This is a genomic window from Nocardia sp. NPDC058658 (assembly GCF_042716665.1).
Lineage (GTDB): Bacteria > Actinomycetota > Actinomycetes > Mycobacteriales > Mycobacteriaceae > Nocardia.
This window is the reverse complement of record NZ_JBHXRR010000001.1, coordinates 213,084-230,451: the sequence shown is the minus strand read 5'-3', so window position 1 is coordinate 230,451 and position 17,368 is coordinate 213,084. Positions and strand designations below refer to the sequence as shown.

General features: G+C 67.4%; 16 protein-coding genes and 1 pseudogene. 4 read left to right on the top strand and 13 right to left on the bottom strand.

The features are described 5' to 3' along the window. Nucleotides 1-19: 19 nt before the first annotated feature. Entirely contained in the window at nt 20-1,408 is a 1,389-nt protein-coding gene (locus ACFWUP_RS01175) for an FAD-dependent oxidoreductase (protein ID WP_379229628.1), read from the top strand. After that, nucleotides 1,405-1,782: a MafI family immunity protein gene (locus tag ACFWUP_RS01170; protein WP_379229627.1), complete on the top strand. Its 378-nt coding sequence runs from the start codon at nt 1,405-1,407 to the stop codon at nt 1,780-1,782. Before ACFWUP_RS01175 ends, ACFWUP_RS01170 begins: the two co-directional genes overlap by 4 nt. A 41-nt stretch (nt 1,783-1,823) precedes the next feature. Here the strand turns inward: ACFWUP_RS01170 and ACFWUP_RS01165 are convergent, their stop codons facing one another. From ACFWUP_RS01165 to ACFWUP_RS01145, 5 genes are read right to left on the bottom strand one after another with little or no spacing between them, the layout of a single operon-like run. Then, nucleotides 1,824-3,188: a hypothetical protein gene (locus tag ACFWUP_RS01165; RefSeq protein WP_379229626.1), complete on the bottom strand. Its 1,365-nt coding sequence runs from the start codon at nt 3,186-3,188 to the stop codon at nt 1,824-1,826. 10 nt (nt 3,189-3,198) lie between these two features. Next, a complete protein-coding gene (locus ACFWUP_RS01160; RefSeq protein ID WP_379229625.1) occupies nt 3,199-4,032 on the bottom strand; it encodes an ABC transporter permease in 834 nt (277 codons plus the stop codon). A gap of 20 nt (nt 4,033-4,052) precedes the next feature. Then, a complete protein-coding gene (locus tag ACFWUP_RS01155; RefSeq protein ID WP_379229624.1) occupies nt 4,053-5,000 on the bottom strand; it encodes an ATP-binding cassette domain-containing protein in 948 nt (315 codons plus the stop codon). Next, complete coding sequence (locus ACFWUP_RS01150; RefSeq protein ID WP_379229623.1) at nt 4,997-6,268, bottom strand: glycosyltransferase; 1,272 nt, start codon at nt 6,266-6,268, stop codon at nt 4,997-4,999. Before ACFWUP_RS01150 ends, ACFWUP_RS01155 begins: the two co-directional genes overlap by 4 nt. Before the next feature lie 4 nt (nt 6,269-6,272). Next, nucleotides 6,273-7,775 (bottom strand): condensation domain-containing protein, encoded by a 1,503-nt coding sequence (locus tag ACFWUP_RS01145; RefSeq protein ID WP_379229622.1) that lies wholly within the window; start codon nt 7,773-7,775, stop codon nt 6,273-6,275. A gap of 809 nt (nt 7,776-8,584) precedes the next feature. Between ACFWUP_RS01145 and ACFWUP_RS01140 the strand changes: the two genes are divergently transcribed. Continuing rightward, nucleotides 8,585-8,986: a YybH family protein gene (locus tag ACFWUP_RS01140; RefSeq protein ID WP_379229621.1), complete on the top strand. Its 402-nt coding sequence runs from the start codon at nt 8,585-8,587 to the stop codon at nt 8,984-8,986. Here the strand turns inward: ACFWUP_RS01140 and ACFWUP_RS01135 are convergent, their stop codons facing one another. Then, nucleotides 8,987-9,328 (bottom strand): hypothetical protein, encoded by a 342-nt coding sequence (locus ACFWUP_RS01135; protein ID WP_379229620.1) that lies wholly within the window; start codon nt 9,326-9,328, stop codon nt 8,987-8,989. Between the two features lie 116 nt (nt 9,329-9,444). Between ACFWUP_RS01135 and ACFWUP_RS01130 the strand changes: the two genes are divergently transcribed. Beyond that, entirely contained in the window at nt 9,445-10,131 is a 687-nt protein-coding gene (locus ACFWUP_RS01130) for a 2'-5' RNA ligase family protein (RefSeq protein ID WP_379229619.1), read from the top strand. On the opposite strand, the gene ACFWUP_RS01125 is transcribed toward ACFWUP_RS01130, so the two are convergent. From ACFWUP_RS01125 to ACFWUP_RS01095, 7 genes and pseudogenes are all read right to left on the bottom strand, one after another. Then, nucleotides 10,121-10,459, bottom strand: coding sequence for a 4Fe-4S dicluster domain-containing protein (locus ACFWUP_RS01125; RefSeq protein ID WP_379229618.1), 339 nt, complete (start codon nt 10,457-10,459; stop codon nt 10,121-10,123). The two genes, ACFWUP_RS01130 and ACFWUP_RS01125, sit on opposite strands and share 11 nt — an antisense overlap. Next, on the bottom strand, nt 10,456-12,036 hold the full coding sequence (locus ACFWUP_RS01120; RefSeq protein WP_379229617.1) for an FAD-binding protein: 1,581 nt from the start codon (nt 12,034-12,036) through the stop codon (nt 10,456-10,458). The genes ACFWUP_RS01125 and ACFWUP_RS01120 overlap by 4 nt, the downstream gene beginning before the upstream one ends. Before the next feature lie 74 nt (nt 12,037-12,110). Continuing rightward, complete coding sequence (locus ACFWUP_RS01115) at nt 12,111-13,043, bottom strand: TauD/TfdA dioxygenase family protein (RefSeq protein ID WP_379229616.1); 933 nt, start codon at nt 13,041-13,043, stop codon at nt 12,111-12,113. Between the two features lie 109 nt (nt 13,044-13,152). Next, nucleotides 13,153-14,493: an LLM class flavin-dependent oxidoreductase gene (locus ACFWUP_RS01110; protein ID WP_379229615.1), complete on the bottom strand. Its 1,341-nt coding sequence runs from the start codon at nt 14,491-14,493 to the stop codon at nt 13,153-13,155. Nucleotides 14,494-14,506: 13 nt separating this feature from the next. Beyond that, the gene (locus ACFWUP_RS01105) at nt 14,507-15,391 is read right to left on the bottom strand and encodes an ABC transporter permease (protein WP_379229614.1); all 885 of its coding nucleotides are present in this window, start codon (nt 15,389-15,391) and stop codon (nt 14,507-14,509) included. Beyond that, on the bottom strand, nt 15,384-16,238 hold the full coding sequence (locus ACFWUP_RS01100) for an ABC transporter ATP-binding protein (RefSeq protein WP_379229613.1): 855 nt from the start codon (nt 16,236-16,238) through the stop codon (nt 15,384-15,386). Before ACFWUP_RS01100 ends, ACFWUP_RS01105 begins: the two co-directional genes overlap by 8 nt. Next, nucleotides 16,235-17,317: pseudogene (locus ACFWUP_RS01095) on the bottom strand (ABC transporter substrate-binding protein). Before ACFWUP_RS01095 ends, ACFWUP_RS01100 begins: the two are co-directional and overlap by 4 nt. Nucleotides 17,318-17,368: the final 51 nt, after the last annotated feature.

Here is a 17,368-nt window from a genome sequence, read left to right as displayed (position 1 = left end):
ACCCTCGTACGGTGGTGCCATGGGCGAACGCATGGTGGTTGTCGGGGCGGATGCGACGGGGATGGCGGCGGCGTCGCAGGCTCGTCGGCTGCGCGGGGCCGAGGAGCTCGAGATCGTGGTGTTCGAGAAGGGGAATCATGCGTCGTATTCGGCGTGCGGGATTCCGTATTGGGTTGCTGGGGATGTGGCGGAGGCCGATGATCTGATTGCGCGTTCGGTGGCTGAGCATCGGGCTCGTGACATTGATCTGCGGATGCGGACCGAGGTGGTCGAGATCGACACGGGGCGCAAGCGGGTGCGTTCGCGTGATCTCGACAGTGGCGCCGAGGTTTGGACGAGTTACGACAAGCTCGTGATCGCTACGGGGGCGACGCCGGTTCGTCCGCCGTTGCCGGGGATCGATGCCGAGGGTGTCTACGGCGTGCAGACTCTCGATGATGGGCAGGCGCTCATCGAGGCGTTGGAGTCGGCGACCGGGCGGGAAGCTGTTGTGGTTGGCGCGGGGTATATCGGTGTCGAAATGGCGGAAGCGTTGGTGCGCCGGGGGTTCGAGGTCACCATGATCACCCGGGCTGCCGAGCCCATGGCGACCCTGGACCCCGATATGGGGGCGCTGGTGCGAGAAGCCATGGTGAGGATGGGAATTCGGGTCGTTCGCGATGCCGAGGTGACCGGAATGCGGACCGGTGAGGACGGGCGCGTGTGCGCGGTGACGACCGCCGACGGCGAGTATCCGGCGGCTGTTGTCGTGCTGGGGATCGGCGTGCGACCGGCCACCGATCTCGCCCGCGACGCCGGACTGCCGCTGGGTGAGAGCGGTGGGCTGCTCACCGATCTCGCGCAGCGGGTGCGCGGATATGACGACATCTGGGCCGGTGGTGACTGTGTGGAAGTGTTCGATCTGGTGTCGAATACGCTTCGCTACATTCCGCTGGGCACCCATGCCAACAAGCACGGGCAGGTGATCGGCTCGGGTGTCGGCGGCGGTTACGCCACGTTTCCCGGTGTGGTCGGTACGGCGATGAGCAAGGTTTGTGATCTCGAGGTGGCGCGGACAGGTCTGGGCGAGAAGGACGCTCACCGAGCCGGTCTTCAATTCCACTGCGTCACTATCGAATCCACCGGCCGTGCGGGGTATTTCCCCGGCGCGGAACCCATGACGATGAAGATGCTGGCCGAACGCCGCACCGGCCGACTGCTCGGCGTGCAGATCGTCGGACGCGACGGCGCCGCCAAGCGCATCGACATCGCCGCAGTGGCACTCACGGCCCGAATGACGGTGGAGCAGGTGACCGCCCTCGACCTCGGCTACGCCCCACCGTTCTCCCCGGTCTGGGATCCCATCCTGGTCGCCGCCCGCGCAGCCGTCCGCGAGGTGGCATCAGCACATTCGGGCGGTGCAGCGTGAGCGTTGAAAGGGCTGCGCGCGACAGGGCTGCGCGCGAGGCCAGAAAACGATTGCAAGACCCTGTGGTTGTAGCGGCTCGAAATCAGCGGATCAACCGGTTGAATACTGAATCACGTGATCTTCTCGAGCGTCTCGCCGATCGGTTGCCCCCCGAGGTTCTCCAGACGTATCGGACGTACATCGATGTAGGGGAGTGGGCTTCGCTGGTCGACGTCTTGTGCGCGACGCTCGTCAAATGTCAGATCCCCGTCACTGAGACAGAACGGGGAGAGTTGGCGAACGTACTCGGCCAATTCACCTTGCCGACGGATGGCTGGAACTACATCAACAACCCGGAATCCGTGCTGTCGCAGTTGAAGGTTGTGTCGGCATAGGTACCGAACTGGTCATCGTGGTGAGGCGGATCTGAGGTGTCTCACCAGAAACTCGGTGTCAGATTCCAGGAGTCGAGCTCGGCGGTCAGCAGTTCGCGGAGAGCGGTGCGGGTGGGGAAGTGGTCGGGGTCGGCGGCGGTTACGGCGAGGGTGATGGTGTGGCCGTCGGTGGAGAAGGAGAGGTTTACGCCTACTTCTACCTGGCGGAACATGGTGGTGTCGTTGGTGCAGACTACGGGGCGCATGAGGACTGCGGAGGCGTGGCGGGTGGCGAAAGCTGCTACGCCGGTGGCGGTTTCGCCGAGGTTGGTGCACAGGCATTCGGGGGCTTTGGCGGTGCGGGCGAAGTGGCGTAGGACGAAGCGGGGCAGGATCATTTGTAGCGGTTGGAGGTGTTGTAGGGCGGGGGTGGTGGCTGGGTCGCGGTAAGCGGTGGCGGCGCTTTTGACGGCAGCGCGGATGGTGGGGAGGTCTATGGGGGTGCCGGTGCGGTAGGGGACCGCGATGGGGAGGCCGGTGGTGGCGTTGGCTCGGGGGTCGTCGGGGGTGCGCATCGAGTGGGGGATGTCGACGCGGATGTCTGCGGTGTCGCCGACGCGGCCGCTGCGGCCGAGTAGGCCTGCGCCCAGGGCGATCAGGAGGCCGTTTGTGGTGCCGGAATGCTTGGCGGCGGCGGTGTTCCATTCGGTGAGATCGAGCTGGACCACCAGGTCCGATGGTGACCAGCGAGAAGGGAGCGGGAGCTCGGGGAGAGCGGGCCGAGGGTTGCGGTCCGGCTCGGTGACGCCGCGGGTGGCTATCGCCGCTCGGATCCCTTTCGCGACGGCACGGAGCTGTCGACCCGCATCGATGATGTTCGCGCCCAACGGGTTCCGTGGTAGCGCCCCGACGAGACTGCCCGAACCCGTGGCGAAGTCCGGACTCTCGTCGAGCCGAGCGAGCGCGTCGCCTACGGCGTACAACACCGCGCCGCCGTCGGATACCACATGCGAGGACACCAGCGAAACCAGTGTCCCGCCCGCAGCGGTCGGTGCCGTGGACAGCCGCCACACCCGGCCGGTTTCGGGGTCGAAATCGACCTGGCTCTGCGCGAAATACCAGTCCAGCACCTCGTCGTCGGCGACGGGCTCCGTATCCCAGCCAAGGGGAAGCGATTCCGTCGCGGGCAGCCAGTAGGGGCGGGCGAACGGTACCCGGGTGGGTTGGACTCTGCGAGCCAGGAAGCCCTGGGCCAACTGCGCGTGGAAGCGGGCGAGCAAATCATGGGGCAGGGGTTCGTCGAATCGCCAGGCGAGCTGGTTGACCAGCGCGTTGCCGTAGAGGCTGTGGAGCTTCAGGAACAGGTCGTCGTCAGCGGTGAGCCGGTTGACGGCGGCGGGCATGGTGGCGGGGGCGGTGAGTGTCATCGGAAACTCCTCAGCGGGCACGCAGGGTGCGGACGGTCAGGGGTGCGAAGACGGCGGCGATCACCAGCGAGGCAACTACCGACCACAGGGCGTCGGTGCCGACGACGCCGTCCTCGGCGAGCCCCCGCACGGCGGAGACGAGGTAGGACACCGGGTTGTAGTCGGAGATGTAGCGCAACCAGGTCGGCATCGCCGATTCGGGCACCAGCGCGTTGGACGCGAAGCTCAGGAAGGTAAGCACCAGCATCGACATGCCTTGCACGGCAGCGGGTCTCGACACGGTGACGCCGATGAACGCGAACAGCCAGCTGATCGCCGTGGTGGCCAGCACGACCAGTACCGCACCGGCGACGAACCCGACCGGATGATCGGGCCGATAACCCATCGAGAACCCGACGATCACCACGGTGGTCGCGGCGATCACGTACCGGGTGGCCCCGGCCAGCAGCGCCCCGGCGACCGGCGCCGACCGGGCGATCGGCATGGCGACGAACCGGTCGAACACCCCGGACCGGATGTCCTCCGACAGCTGGACACCGGTCGCGACCGAGGAGGTGAGCACGATCTGCACCAGCACGCCCGGAATGAGAATCGGCAGATACGCCTCGGTACTGCCCGCGATGGCGGTGCCGAAGATGCTGCCGAACAGCAGCGGCCCGACGATGGGCAGCAGGAGCGCGTCGTAGAGCAACTGCGGGCTGTGCCGGAAGGTCAGCAGACCCCGCCACGCCATCATCAGCGACTGGAAAAGCGAGGCGCGCAGGCTCACGTGGGTGATGCGTGGACGGCGGTCGATCGTCGCGGCGGGGCGCTCGACGGCGGTCTCGGCGAGAGTGACGGTCATGATGGCCTCGGTCTTTCGGATCAGGCGGCGACGCGGTCGGTACCGGTCAGAGCGAGGAACACGGCGTTGAGATCGGGGCGGTCGACGGCGAAACCACGCAGCCCGATCCCCGCGGCGCGGCAGGCGGCGACGATGTCGGCGGCGGTGCCCGCATCGGTCAGCGCGACGGAGAGCGTGCCCGCCGACGACCCCTCGGGGACCTCGCCGGTGAGCTCGGCGACGATGGACTCGGCGTGAGCGGACTGGGCCGCATCGACCAGATCCAGGCGCAGCACCTGGTCGCCGATGGAGGCCTTCAGTTCCGCGGCGGTGCCCTCGGCGACGATGGCGCCGCGGTCGATCACGGCGATCCGGTCGGCGAGTGCGTCGGCTTCCTCGAGGTATTGGGTGGTGAGCAGCACGGTCGCGCCACGGGCGACGAGCTTGCGGATGATGCCCCACATCTTGTCGCGGGTGTGTGGGTCGAGGCCGGTGGTCGGCTCGTCGAGGAAGATCAGCGGGGGATCGGTGATCAGGGTCGCCGCCAGATCCAGGCGTCGTCGCATGCCGCCGGAGAACTGGTTCACCGGACGGTCGGTGACCTTCGACAGCTCGAAATCTTCGAGGAGTTCGATGCTGCGGCGTGCGGCGTCACGACGGGAGAGGCCGAGCAGGCGGCCGAACAGGCGCAAATTCTCACCGGCGGTGAGGGTTTCGTCGACGGAGGCGTACTGGCCGGTGAGGCCGATCATCGAGCGTACGGCGGTCGCGTCGCGGGTGATGTCGTAGCCGAAGATCTCGGCGGTGCCGCGATCGGGACGGACCAGGGTCGCGAGCATCCGGACGGTGGTCGTCTTGCCCGCGCCGTTGGGGCCGAGCAGGGCGAAGACGGTGCCTGCTTCGATGGTGAGGTCGATGCTGCCGACGGCGGTGAAGTCGCTGTAGGACTTGCCGAGACCGGTTGTGCGGATGGCGATTTCGGTGCTCATGGCTGCCTCCCGGCGGTGTGGAACTGTGCGGTGTCGACGAGGGCTTCGATGGCGTCGGCGGTTCGTTCGACACCGTCGGTGGCGACAGTGATGGCGTAGGTTGCCGCGCGTGCGACTACGTCGGGATTCGCGACCTGATCGAGGAGGGCGTCGAGGCGTTCGGTGGTGAGGTTCTTGGCGGGCATCGTGGCTGCCAGTCCGAGTCGCTGCAACGCCTGGCCCCAGTACGGCTGATCAGCCTGGACCGAGCAGATCACTTGCGGCACACCGGCTCTCAGCGCAGCGGCGGTGGTGCCCGCGCCGCCGTGGTGCACGGCCGCGATACAACGGGGCAGGACCCGGGCGTGATCGACCTGGTCGACAATCGCGACGGAATCGTCGAATCCCGTAGGGATCGTCGCCCAGCCCGAGGCGAGCAACAGTCGACGCCCGCGCCGGGCGCACACCTCGCGCAGCATCGCGACGAAGGCGGCCGGGTCGCCGACATCCATGGAACCGAACCCGACATAGATCGGTGCGGTACCCGCATCGAGCCACGACTCCAGGGAGGTTGCAGACGATCGCGGGCGAGTCGACGGCGGGGGAGGGCCCGATGCTGCTGTCGTACTGAGGAATCCGTCCATGTCGATGAGAAATCCGGTGAACGGCCCTGGAAACTGTTGCCGCACACCGGCGAACAGTCGCGGGTCATAGGCCTGGATTCGCGTGGTCGCGGCGCCCTGTCGCGGCGTCGCCGGCAGAACGGGTGCCAACGCGGCTGCGCGCGCTCGGGCCAACGCCGACCAACCCCACCGGTGCACGAACCCGGGAACCCGGTACGCCCAACGCACCGGCACGACCGGGACCGCGCTGTTCGGCTGGATCGGGAAGAAATGCACCGCCGCGAACGGCAGACCGAGCGACCGCGCCACCGACTCGGCCACTTCCTCGCCGGCCATTCCCGCGACCACCAGATCGTGTCCGGGTGCCAGCGTGCGCAGGTCTTCGAGCTGCTCGGGCACGCCACGCCGTTGCAGCTCGAACAGTGCCCGTAGCCGGGCGCGCGGATCGCGGCTGGCGAAACGGTGGTCGGTGCGCTGCGCCTCGAGGAGGTCGGCGGTGTCGCGGCCGAACGGCACCGCCGCAACCCCGTGGTCGTGGGCGAAGGTGACGAGGTTCGGTGCGAGCGCCAAGGTCACGTCGTGGCCGCGCTCGCGCAGTGCACGAGCCAGCAGGATGCCGGGTTGGGCGTCGCCTCGGCTGCCGGTGAAGGCCAACAGTGCGCGCATTCGCTCATCCCGCCTGCACGGCGACGCGCAGAGTGTCCGGCTGCAGTGCACGTGCGTCGGCAGGCGTCTGCGTCGAGACGGACGGACGCGGCTCGGTCGCCGCAGGTACCGTGAGCTGAACCTCGTGACCTTCGTCGGCAGCCGGAACTGCCGCCGTGATCGACGACAGCGCATGACCGAAAGCGGTCAGGAACTCGTCCATCACCTCGGCGGGGAACCCCGCGGGATACCGGGTCGACACATACAAACCGTCAGCCGCTCGGACCACCCACAGGAACACCTCGTCGGGCGAGTACGACTCCGCCCGCAAAGTCCGTCCGCGCAGGTCAGCAACTAATTCATAGCCGGGCAGCACGCGAATATCGAGGAAGGAGATGCCGAAGCGCGGCGTCTCGGCGACCCCGAGTAGGTCGAGCACTCGGCACCAGGAAGCGTCATTGGCGCTGCGCGAACGACGCAGGGCGGCCCGCGCCTGATCCATGGCGCCGGTGATGCCGACGCCGGGCGCCACGTCGATATCGACCGGGACCACATTGACGAACCAGCCCATCGACTCCATCCACCGCAGGTCAGGACGCGTCGCGATCGGCATCACGGTCCGCATCCGGTCCACGCCGAACCGCTGCTGATTCGCCACGGCCAGCGCCGCGAACACGGCAACGGACATCCGGTGCCGCACCTGGTCCAGAGCAGCCTCGACCTGCTCGAGTTCGGCCAGATCGAGCAGCCGCCGCGACACACTGGGTTGCGGCAGTTCCGCACTCGCGGGCCGCTGCGCATGCGGGGCGAACCGTGGCATCGCACCGTCGGCGAGGAATTCGCGCCAGGTCGCGACCGCGGGGGAATCCAGCGCGAGTTCGGCCGCGCTCGCGCGTTCCAGCACGGCGAAGTCGGCCGCACTGCCGAAAGTGACCGACTCACGCGAAGGCTCACCGGCGGTCGCTTCGCGGTAGAGCGCGCGCAGTTCGAGGATCAGAATCGCCTGCGAATAGGCGTCCATCACGGAGTGATCGGCGGCGACGAGCACCGTGAAATCACCGGTGTCGGCATGCTCGACCGTGGCGGCGAGGCAGTGCGGCCACACCAGCGGCGACAACCGCTCTTCTAGTGTGCCGCAGAGGAATTCGTTGATCAGGGTGCCATCGGTGAGTCCGGCCACGGGGTCTTCGGTGATGTCGACGGCGGTGGGTGCGGCGACGAGCCGGCGCGGTTCGCCTGCGGACTCGGTGCTCACCGTGGTGCGCAGCCCCTCGTGCCTGGCGTGCCAGCGCCGCAGCGTCTCGCGCCAGGTGGGGCCGTCGAGCGGGGCATCCATCTCGAAAACGGTGCCGATCCAGCGTCCGCGCCCCGGCAGCGGATCAGTGGGATCCACGCTCGCGCAATAGCCGGCGTGCACGCTGGTCAGCGGGCGATCGTCGGGCTGCCAGGAATCGGCGGCGAGTTCGGGCGTCCACATCGACAAAGCGCCCGAACGGATATCGAATTCGGACAGGTGCGTGTATTCCATGACCGGGTTCACCTCGTGACGAATATTTGCCGAATCGGCGGACGGATGAGATCTGAGGAGAACACCGCACTGTGTTACCTGATGCTCTTGCGAGATTGATCGTATATGTGAATCCACTGAGAACGTTATCGTGACGGCCGTCACGGTCTTGTTGAACAAAACTCCACAGCCAGCGCGTTTGTCGATCGACTCCGTGGATTTGCTTGTCCTGCAGCAGGGTTCGCGCGGCGGCATTCGAGTACGTGACTGTCTGCCGATATTTTGTTCATTTCGGATGGAACGGTATTTGTCGGCACCATCACACTGTTGATGGGCGGTCGTCCAAGTGTGTTTCCCTCGCGTTCATCTGACGCAATTCGCATATGCCATTTGCAATATGACAACGGGCCCGCCGGGATATTCGGTCCGGGTAACCCGCCGCCGATCGGTCCGATGGCCGGGCGGGGGTCGTCGTCACGAACCAACGCGGCTGCCGTCATCTGTCCGTTATCACAACGTTGCTCAGTCGATGCCAGTTGCTATGGTGAAGAAGCGAAGTGTTCGTTCGGATGTGAAGGAAGACAATGGGAAGCACTGCCCTCGACGTCATGGCGTTGGTCCTCAACCGCGTCACCGAGTTCTGGAACTGGATGGCGACCGGGTCGTCGGGATTCCCGCCGCTGTGATCGGCTGACGTCACACTGTGTCCGTGAGACCCCTGAGAGCCATCGGCTTTCGGGGGTCTCGGCGTTCAGCGCCGCGCACGCGGCGATTCGTGTCGTACCCCGGCGTTACCGTTGTCGCACAACCCGAGTCGAGGGAGGGTGGCGATGACCGAGAGTGTGCGAGAACGTGCGCAGCGCCCGGAAGATCTGAGCCGACTGGTGGTCGAGCGGTTGAACGCCGGGGACGTGGACGGGCTGGTCGAGCTGTACGAGTCCGACGCGGTACTCGCGCTGCCCGATGGGGTCGTCGCGACGGGGGTCGACGAGATACGCGCCGCGTACACACGCCTGATCGCCGATCGGCCGGTGTTCCAACCCGGTCATCAGGCCCCGGCCTTACTCGCGGGCGACCTGGCACTGACCTCGTCGCGGTTACCCGGCGGTACCGGCGCGACCGTGGAAGTCGCGCGCAGGCAGCCCGACGGAAGCTGGCGCTGGATCCTGGATCAACCGAACGCCCCCTGGGTGGTCGGCGAACCGGCCGATCGGTCGAATGTGCCCGGGTGATCAGTTCGTTTGCAGGCCGGTCGCGAGCACGACGACGACCTTGTCGTCGGTCACCTCGCTGACCCGCACGTCCATGCCGTTGCTGGCCTGTGACTGACCCACCGGCACGGTGACCTGCTGGCCGCCGATGCTCAGGGTGACCAGGTCACCGTTCACGGCGACGAGTTCCGCCTCGATCCCGAGCACCGAGGCCTTGGCGCTCACGCCCCGCTCGAAGGTGACGGTGCAGCCGGTGACGGTGCATTCGGAGGTGGTGCCGGGTCCGGTCATGGTGCACGCGGACACAGCGAAGGGAAGCAGGAGGGCGAACGCGGAAAGCGTGATCAGCCGTCGAACAGGCATGGCGTCAGTGTAGTGCGTCGAAGACGCAACGGAACGGTCTCACCAGGTTGCTCGCCAATTACAGCGGGAATACCGTCGCTAGGAGGTAACCGGCTTCGATCGGGAGGTGGCGCACCATGTTCGCGAACGAAATGACCGTTGCCAGCCGCTGGTGGTGGCGTCCCGGGTGGACGCCGGGTCGTTCGTTCTATGACTGGCAGGTCGTGCCGACCCAACCGGTCGCCGACAAACTGGTCGAGATCTTCGCGCCGACACTGTCGAGCCTGCCCGGATTCGAGCAGGTCGACGCCGCGCGCCTGCGGATCGGTGTGCAGGGGATCGGGTTCGTCGACGGGGTGAAGGGCGTGCACCTGGCGGCACTGGTGGCCGGGGCGCGGACACTGCTCGCCGGGCACGCACCGTTCCAGATCACCTTCGGGCCGCCGGTGGTCGCCCACGATTCGGTGCGGCTGCCGATCGCGTTGCCGGAGGAGTTGCTGCGGGTGCGCGAGGATCTGACCAGCGCGCTGACCGAGGTGTGGATTCGCGAGCGGATCCCCGACTTCGGTGAGCCGCTGCACCCGTACCTGACCCTGGCACACGCCACCAGACCGACACCGGTGTGCGAGGTCAGCGACGCTCTGGAACAGGACGGGTTCAGCGATTTCACCATCGACGACACGGTGTCGGCGGTGTCGCTGGTCGAATTGCAGTGCGACAACGATCGTTACGACTGGGACGAGGTGAGCGCCGCCGACCTGCTGCGCGTCCCCGACCCGATCGTGGAACGCAATATCTTCGACGACCTGCCGCTCAGGACCTGAGCCGCGGCGGCGGCGTGCCGTGCGGCAGACTCGGGCCGACGGCCACCCGCGCACCCGGAACACGCCCGTGCCCCCACCCGAGCTTTTCGCGATATCCGCCGATGTGCTCGGTCGGCACGGTCGATTCCGGCGGCAACGCAGTCACCTCGGGGGCGACATAGAGAGCATCGGTCGGGCAGTACGCCTCGCACATGAAGCACGTCTGGCAGTCCGATTGCCTTGCGATGACCGGGATTCCGCTGTCGGTGCGGTCGAACACATTGGTGGGGCAGGCCAGTACGCATTTGTCGCAGCCGATGCAGTCCTGCGTGCGCAGCAGTTCGATCACGACGCCACCAGGCCCGAGTCGCGGGTACCCGCGGGATCGACCCACGGCTGGTCGAGCCCGCCGGAGTACAGGTGATGGTGCTGCCTCGGATCGAGATCGGGATGGTCCGCGCGTTTGCTCATTCCCCGAGTCTCGGTGCGCGCCAACGCGGATCGGTACATCAGTCGCCCGACGGCGGTGATGGCCGCGGCCTGTCGGGCCCTGACCCGCTCCTCGCCGGTCCCGCCGCCCAGACCGTCCGATGCGGCATCCCATAGTTCGTCGAGCCGGGCCAGCGCGGGTCGCAGCCGGGCGCCGTCGCGCAGATAGTTCTTCTCGAACGGGATGAGCTCGTCCTGCGCGGCGGCGACGACCTGCTCCGCAGTGATGGATCGTGAATCGCCGGGGCGCAACCCGACTCGGCCGATGCCGTGCACCGCAGCGTCGGATCGGCCGACAGCCATGGCGTGTTCGGCCGCGCCCGCCCCGGCCCAGCTGCCCGAGGACATCGCCCAGGCGGCATTGTGACTGCCACCGCCGGTGAAGCCGCCGCAGATCCGTTCGCGGGTGGCAGCGTCGCCGGCGACATAGAGCCCGGGAACCGTTGTGGCGCAGTCATCGTCGACGACATCGATGCCGCCGGTGCCGCGCACCGTGCCTTCGGCGAGCAGATCGATCTCGAAACGGTCGGTGAACGGATCGATCCCGCGACGATCGAACTGGAGGAAGAAGTTCGGCTGGCCGAGGCGCATCTGTGCCCGCACGGTCGGGTCCGCGCGATCCAGTTGTGCGAACACCTTCTCCTGCAACAGCGTTCGCGCGATCACCGAACGGCCCTTCGTCGAGCCCGCTTCCTCGAGTACGCGGCCGTCCTCGCCGAAGAAGGTGGCGTAGCCGTAGTAGGCGGTCTTGGTGATCGTGGCGCCCTTGGGGACGATGGCGTAGGCATTGGAGAACTCCATGCCGGAGAACCGCGCGCCCGCCTCGGCGGCCATCAGCGCGCCGTCGCCGGTGTCGACGTTGGTGCCCAGCGCCCGGGACAGAAACGCGCAGCCGCCGGTCGCGAGCACGACGGCGCCCGCGGTGATCCGGTAGTCGCGGTCGAGCTGACGCTGATAGCCCGCCGCGCCGCGCACCGCACCCGCGTCGTCGACGAGCAGTTCCAGCGCGGGAGAGTGGTCGTGGATCTGCACGCCGAGTCGCGTGAGCCAGGCGCGCATCCGGCGCATGTACTCCGGACCCTGCACACCGGTGCGCACGGGTTCGCCGGTGGCCGGGTCGGTGGGGAACGGGTAGCGGCCTTCGGTGGCGAGGCGGTTCATAGTGGCGTAGGTCCGGTCCAGGACGCGGTCCATCCAATAGTGGTCGGCGAGGTGGCCGCCGAGCGCTTCCCTGCTCGCTTTCGCGTTGGCGCGGGCCGTCGCCTCGGGGGCGACGTACCAGACGCCGGTGCCCGAAGGTGCTGTGGCGCCGCTTGTTCCGCAGTAACCCTTGTCGACCAGGATCACCTCGGCACCGGCGTCGCGGGCGTGGATCGCGGCCCAGCAGGCCGCGGGACCGCCGCCGATGATCAGCACGTCGGTCTCGGTGTGCCACATGTGTGCTCCTTTGTGTTCGTCGCGCGGATTCGGGTGCGGTGCCCGGCACGGATGTGCGGGCACCGCACCGGGTTTCAGGCTCCGGCGAACTTCGCGCCTGCGATCGAGGTGGAGGGTGCGCCGTCGACACCGACGGGGATGTCGCCCTCGAGGGTGGTGCGGTAGAGGACGCGGGTGACGTCGAGGTGGTCCAGGTCGCTCGGTGCGAGGTGGGCGGTGGCCCGGTTGTCCCAGAATGCGATGCTGCCGGAGTCCCAGCGGAAGCGGACGGTGTAGGCGGGCGCGGAGATCTCGTCGAAGAGCAGTTGCAGTAGGGCGTCGCTCTGCGGCGGGGTGAGGCCGAGGATCCGGGTGGTGAAGCCGGGATTGACGAACAGCACGCGCTCGCCGGTCACCGGGTGCACCCGGACCACGGGATGTTCGGTCACCAGCGGTGATGCGGTGATCTTGCGGCCGTAGTCGCTGTCGGCTTCCCACGGTGGAATGCGGCCGCCGAAACGGTGTTCGGCCCGCAGGCCGTCGAGGAAGGTGCGCAGGGATTGCGGCAGGCCGGCGTAGGCGGCGGCCAGGTTGGTCCACTGGGTGTCGCCGCCGGTCTCGGGGGCGATCTCGGCGCGTAGGATCGAGGCCGCGGGCGGATTGATCAGCGGGGAGACGTCGGTGTGCCACTTGTTGGTGTAGCTGAACTTCTTGCGCCCGAAACGCTTTTCGTAGAGGCGGCTGTCGACGGCGAGGATCTCCGGGTACTCGGTGGGCGCGTCGTCGTCGTACGGATGCGACGGGGTGACGGCACCGAAGCGGCGCGAGAACGCGATCTGTTCGGTGTGACCGATGTGCTGGTCGCGGAAGAACAGCACCTTGTGCCGGTGCAGGGCGGCGGTGAGTTCGTCGACCTGGGTGGCGGTGAGTTCGTCGCGCAGGTCGACGCCGGATACCTCGGCGCCGATGTGGCCCGCGACCGGGGCGATCGTGAGAGCGGTGACGCTGGGGCTTTCGAGGGTGGTCATGTCGGTGGTCCTTCGGGTGAATTCGGCGGTGGGAGTGCGGGTTCCGTCGGATCGGGACAGGAACTGCTCGCCACCCGCATGAACTCGATGTCGAGCCGGCGGGCGCGCATCAGGCGCTCGCCCGCGAATCCTGCTCGGCGAACTGGCTTTCCACCGGGGCGAGGCCGTAGTGGCCGCGCAGCGTGGTGGAGTCGTAGTCGGTGCGGAACAGGCCACGTTCCTGCAGGATCGGCACCACCCGGTCGACGAAAGTCTCCAGCCCGCCGGGCAGGTAGGGCGCCATGATGTTGAACCCGTCGGCGGCGCCCGCGTCGAACCAGCTCTGCAGCTCGTCGGCCACCTGTTCGGGTGTGCCCGCGAAGGTGCGGTGTCCTCGGCCGCCGCCCAGTTTGCCGATGAGCTGGCGCACGGTGAGCTCCTCGGTCTCGGCGAGGTCCTTGACCAGGGTGAACCGGCTCTTGCCGCCTTCGATCTCGGTCTCGGCGGGCAGCGGCGGCAGCGGTGCGTCCAGGGCGTGGGCGGTCAGATCGACACCGAGGATCGACGACAGTTGGCGTAGCGCGTAGTCGGGCGAGATCAGGTCGGTGAACTCCTGCTCGAGCGCCCTCGCTTCCTCGACGGTGTCGGCGATGAACGGCACCAGTCCCGGCAGCACCTTCAAGTCGTCCTGTGCGCGACCGTATTTCGCCAATCGGGACTTGAGATCGCGGTAGAACCGCACACCCTCGTCGAGGGTGCGCTGTGCGGTGAACACGGCTTCGGCACGATGCGCGGCGAACTCCTTGCCCGATTCCGACGACCCGGCCTGCACCAGCAGCGGCCGACCCTGCGGGCCGCGCGGCGAGTTGAGCGGGCCACGCACCCGGAAGCGCTCGCCCGCGTAGTCGAGGGTGTGTACCCGGGTCGGGTCGGCGAAGACGCCGGTTTCGGTGTCGAGGACGATCGCCTCGGCCTCCCAGCTGTCCCACAGCGCCACGGCCACGTCGACGAACTCCTCGGCCCGCTCGTAGCGGCGGGCGTGCTCGGGAATCGCGTCGAGCCCGAAGTTGTAGGCCTCGTCGACATTGCCGGAGGTGACGATGTTCCAGCCGGCCCGGCCCGCGCTGATGTGGTCGAGCGAGGCGAACTTGCGTGCCAGATTGAAGGGCTCGTTGTAGCTGGTGGAGGCGGTGGCGATCAGGCCGATGCGGTCGGTGACCGCGGCGATCGCCGACAGCAGGGTGATCGGTTCGAACACGGTGAGGGTGTTGCGTTCGATGCGCGGGCCGACGGCCAGGGTGTCGGCGAAGAACACCGAGTCGAGCTTGCCGCGCTCGGCGATCTGGGCGAGTTCCTGGAAGTGCCGCACGTCCAGGACGCGCTGTTCGTCGGTGCGCGGGTGGCGCCACGCGGCCTCGTGATGGCCGACACCCATCAGGAAGGCATTGAGGTGAAAAGTCTTGCGAGCCATGGTGTTCTCCTGATCAGGCGATGGTCGGTCCGGTGCGCCAGCGCGAGAGCCGGCGTTCCAGGGCGACGAGGGCGAAGTTGAAACCGAGGCCGATCAGCGAGATCGCCACGATGCCCGCGTACATCTGCGGGATCTGGAAGTTCTGCTGCGCGGCGGTGATGAGATAGCCCAAACCGGCTCGCGCGCCGATCATCTCGGCGGCGATGAGAACCAGGATCGAGCCCGCCGCCGCCATCCGGATGCCGGTGAAAATGGACGGGATCGCCGCGGGCAGGATGACCTTCTGGAACAGCCGCAGCGGCGAGAAGCCCAGCGAGACCGCTGATTTCACCAGCAGGGGGTCGACGGTGCGGACACCGGTGATGGTGTTGAGCAGGATCGGGAAGAAGGTGGCGTAGCCGATCAGCGCGATCTTCGACGTCTCACCGATACCGAGGATCAGGACGAACACCGGAAGCAGGGCCAGCGCGGCGGTGTTGCGGAACAGCTCCAGCACCGGGTTGAGGAAATCCGAGATCGGCTTGTACCAGGCGATGGCGATGCCGACCGGGACGGCGAGCACCAGGGCGAACGAGAAGCCGGTGACCGATCGGGTGAGGCTGGCCGAGGTGTGTTCGGCGAGTTGGCCGTTGCCCGCCAGCTCGACGAAGGCCTGCACCACGGTCGAGAAGGGCGGGAGGAATACCTCGTCGACCAGGCCGAACCGGGGTGCCAACTCCCACGCGCCGAGCAGTAGCGCGAAGGCGAGCAGTGGTTTGGCGATGCGAAGTACTGCGGACCCGACTGCTCGGGTGCGGGCGCTGGTCGCGGCAGGCACGGCGACAGGTGCGCGGGGGACCGTGAGCGGCTCGGCGGTGATCCGGGCGGGGCGTTCGAGGACGGGGACGGCGCTAGACATGGGCGGGACTCCTATCGGTGGGCGTGGCCGCCGTGCTGTCGTCGGCGGCGAGTTCGAGGCGCTGGGCCCGGCTCACCTCGCTCTGCAGCTCGGTCCAGATCCGGTGGCGGTAGTCGCGGAACTGCTCGCTGGAACGGACGTCGATATCGCCGCCACGGTCGATGTCGATATCGATCACGGCTTTGACCCGGCCGGGCCGCGAGGTGAGCACCGCGACGCGCTGGCCGAGATACACCGCTTCGTCGATGCCGTGGGTGATGAACAGGATCGTCTTGCCGGTCGTGCGCCAGATCCGCAGTAGCTCGTCCTGCAGTGACTCCCTGGTCTGGGCGTCGAGTGCCGCGAACGGCTCGTCCATCAGCAGCACCTCGGGGTCGAAGGCCAGGCTGCGGGCGATCGCCACCCGCTGCTTCATCCCGCCGGACAGTTCGTGCGGGTACCGGTCACCGAAGCCGGCCAGACCGACCAGCTCCAGGTAGTGCTCGGCGATCGCCCTGCGTTCCTTGCGGGCGACGCCCTTGGCCTCGAGACCGAACTGGATATTGGTGCGGGCGGTGCGCCACGGCAGCAGCGCGTACTGCTGGAACACCACGCCGCGATCGAGGCCGGGACCGGCGACCGGGGCGCCGTCCAGGAGAATCTGGCCGGAGCTGGGCTTGCTCAGTCCACCGAGCAGATCGAGCAGGGTCGATTTTCCGGAACCGCTGGGCCCCACGAGGACGAGGAATTCGCCCGCGCCGACCTCGATGGAGATGTCGTCGATCGCGGTGAACTTCTCGTCGGAGCCGCGCACGGCGAACTGCTTGCCCACCGAGCGTAAGGCGAGTTTTGCTGGGGTGCGGGTCATTTCGTGGCCACCACCTCTCCGGTCGGGCCGCTCGACGGCTGATAGGTGCCGTTGGCATAGGGGTTGTACTCGTTGGTGAACAATTCCTCGGCGGTGACCTTGCCCTTGGGCACTTCACCGTTGCGTTCGAGCCAGTCGATCCAGATCTGGATCTCCTTGTCCGCGATCACCGCGCCGGGCACGGGAATGCCGGGGCTGCGCCAGTAGTCGAGCAGCTTCAGGTTCTCGTTGCGGCCGCGCTTGTTGATGATCTCGGTGAACTTCGCGACGACCTCATCGCGCGGCGTGAGCTGCAACCACCGGGTCGCCCGCGCGGTACCCTGCACGAAATCCGCGACGGCATCGGAATTCTGGGCGAGGTAGTCTTTACGGAAAACGTAAGTGCCGTAATCGAATTCCCCGAATATGTCCTTGTCGGTGAACAGTGGGTGCAGACCACCACGCGACACTGCGGTCTCACGCTACACCGCGCCGAGCGCACCGACGTCGATCTGTCCGCTGCGCAGCGCTTCCTCGGTATTGACCGGTGGCACCACGATCAGCTGAACCTGCTTGATCTCGGCCTCGCTCAAACCCTGCTGGTGCAGCCATTCGCGAGTGACGAATTCATGATGTGCGCCAAGCGTATTGACGCCGACCTTCTTGCCGATCAGGTCGCGGGCAGTGGTGATGCCCGCGTCGTCGCGGACGAAATAGCCGGTGAACGATTTCGCATCGGAGCCATAGGAACTCAGCACCGACCGCACGGGCGCACCACCCGCGACGAGCTTGACCACCGCACCGTTGAACGCGCTACCGAATTCGACCTGCTTGGTGGCGGCCGCCTGGATATTGGCCGGGCCGCTGGTGGTGTCACCCTCCCGCTGGAGGCTGATCTTGCTGAAATAGCCCAGGTGATCAGCGAGTTCGTACGGGGTGACCTGGCCGGTCTGTCCCTGATAGCGCAGCACGGTCTTGCCGTCGGCGGTCGTCGCCGTGTCGGCGCCGCCGCACGCGGTGACGACCGCGAGGACGGCGGGCGCGACAAGGGCGGCGGCGAGCGCACGCAGCGGACGTCGTCGCAGTGTGAGGGAGAACATGTTTCGCGAATTCTTTCGACGGCGCGCGGGATCGCGCGGCGGGCACCACAG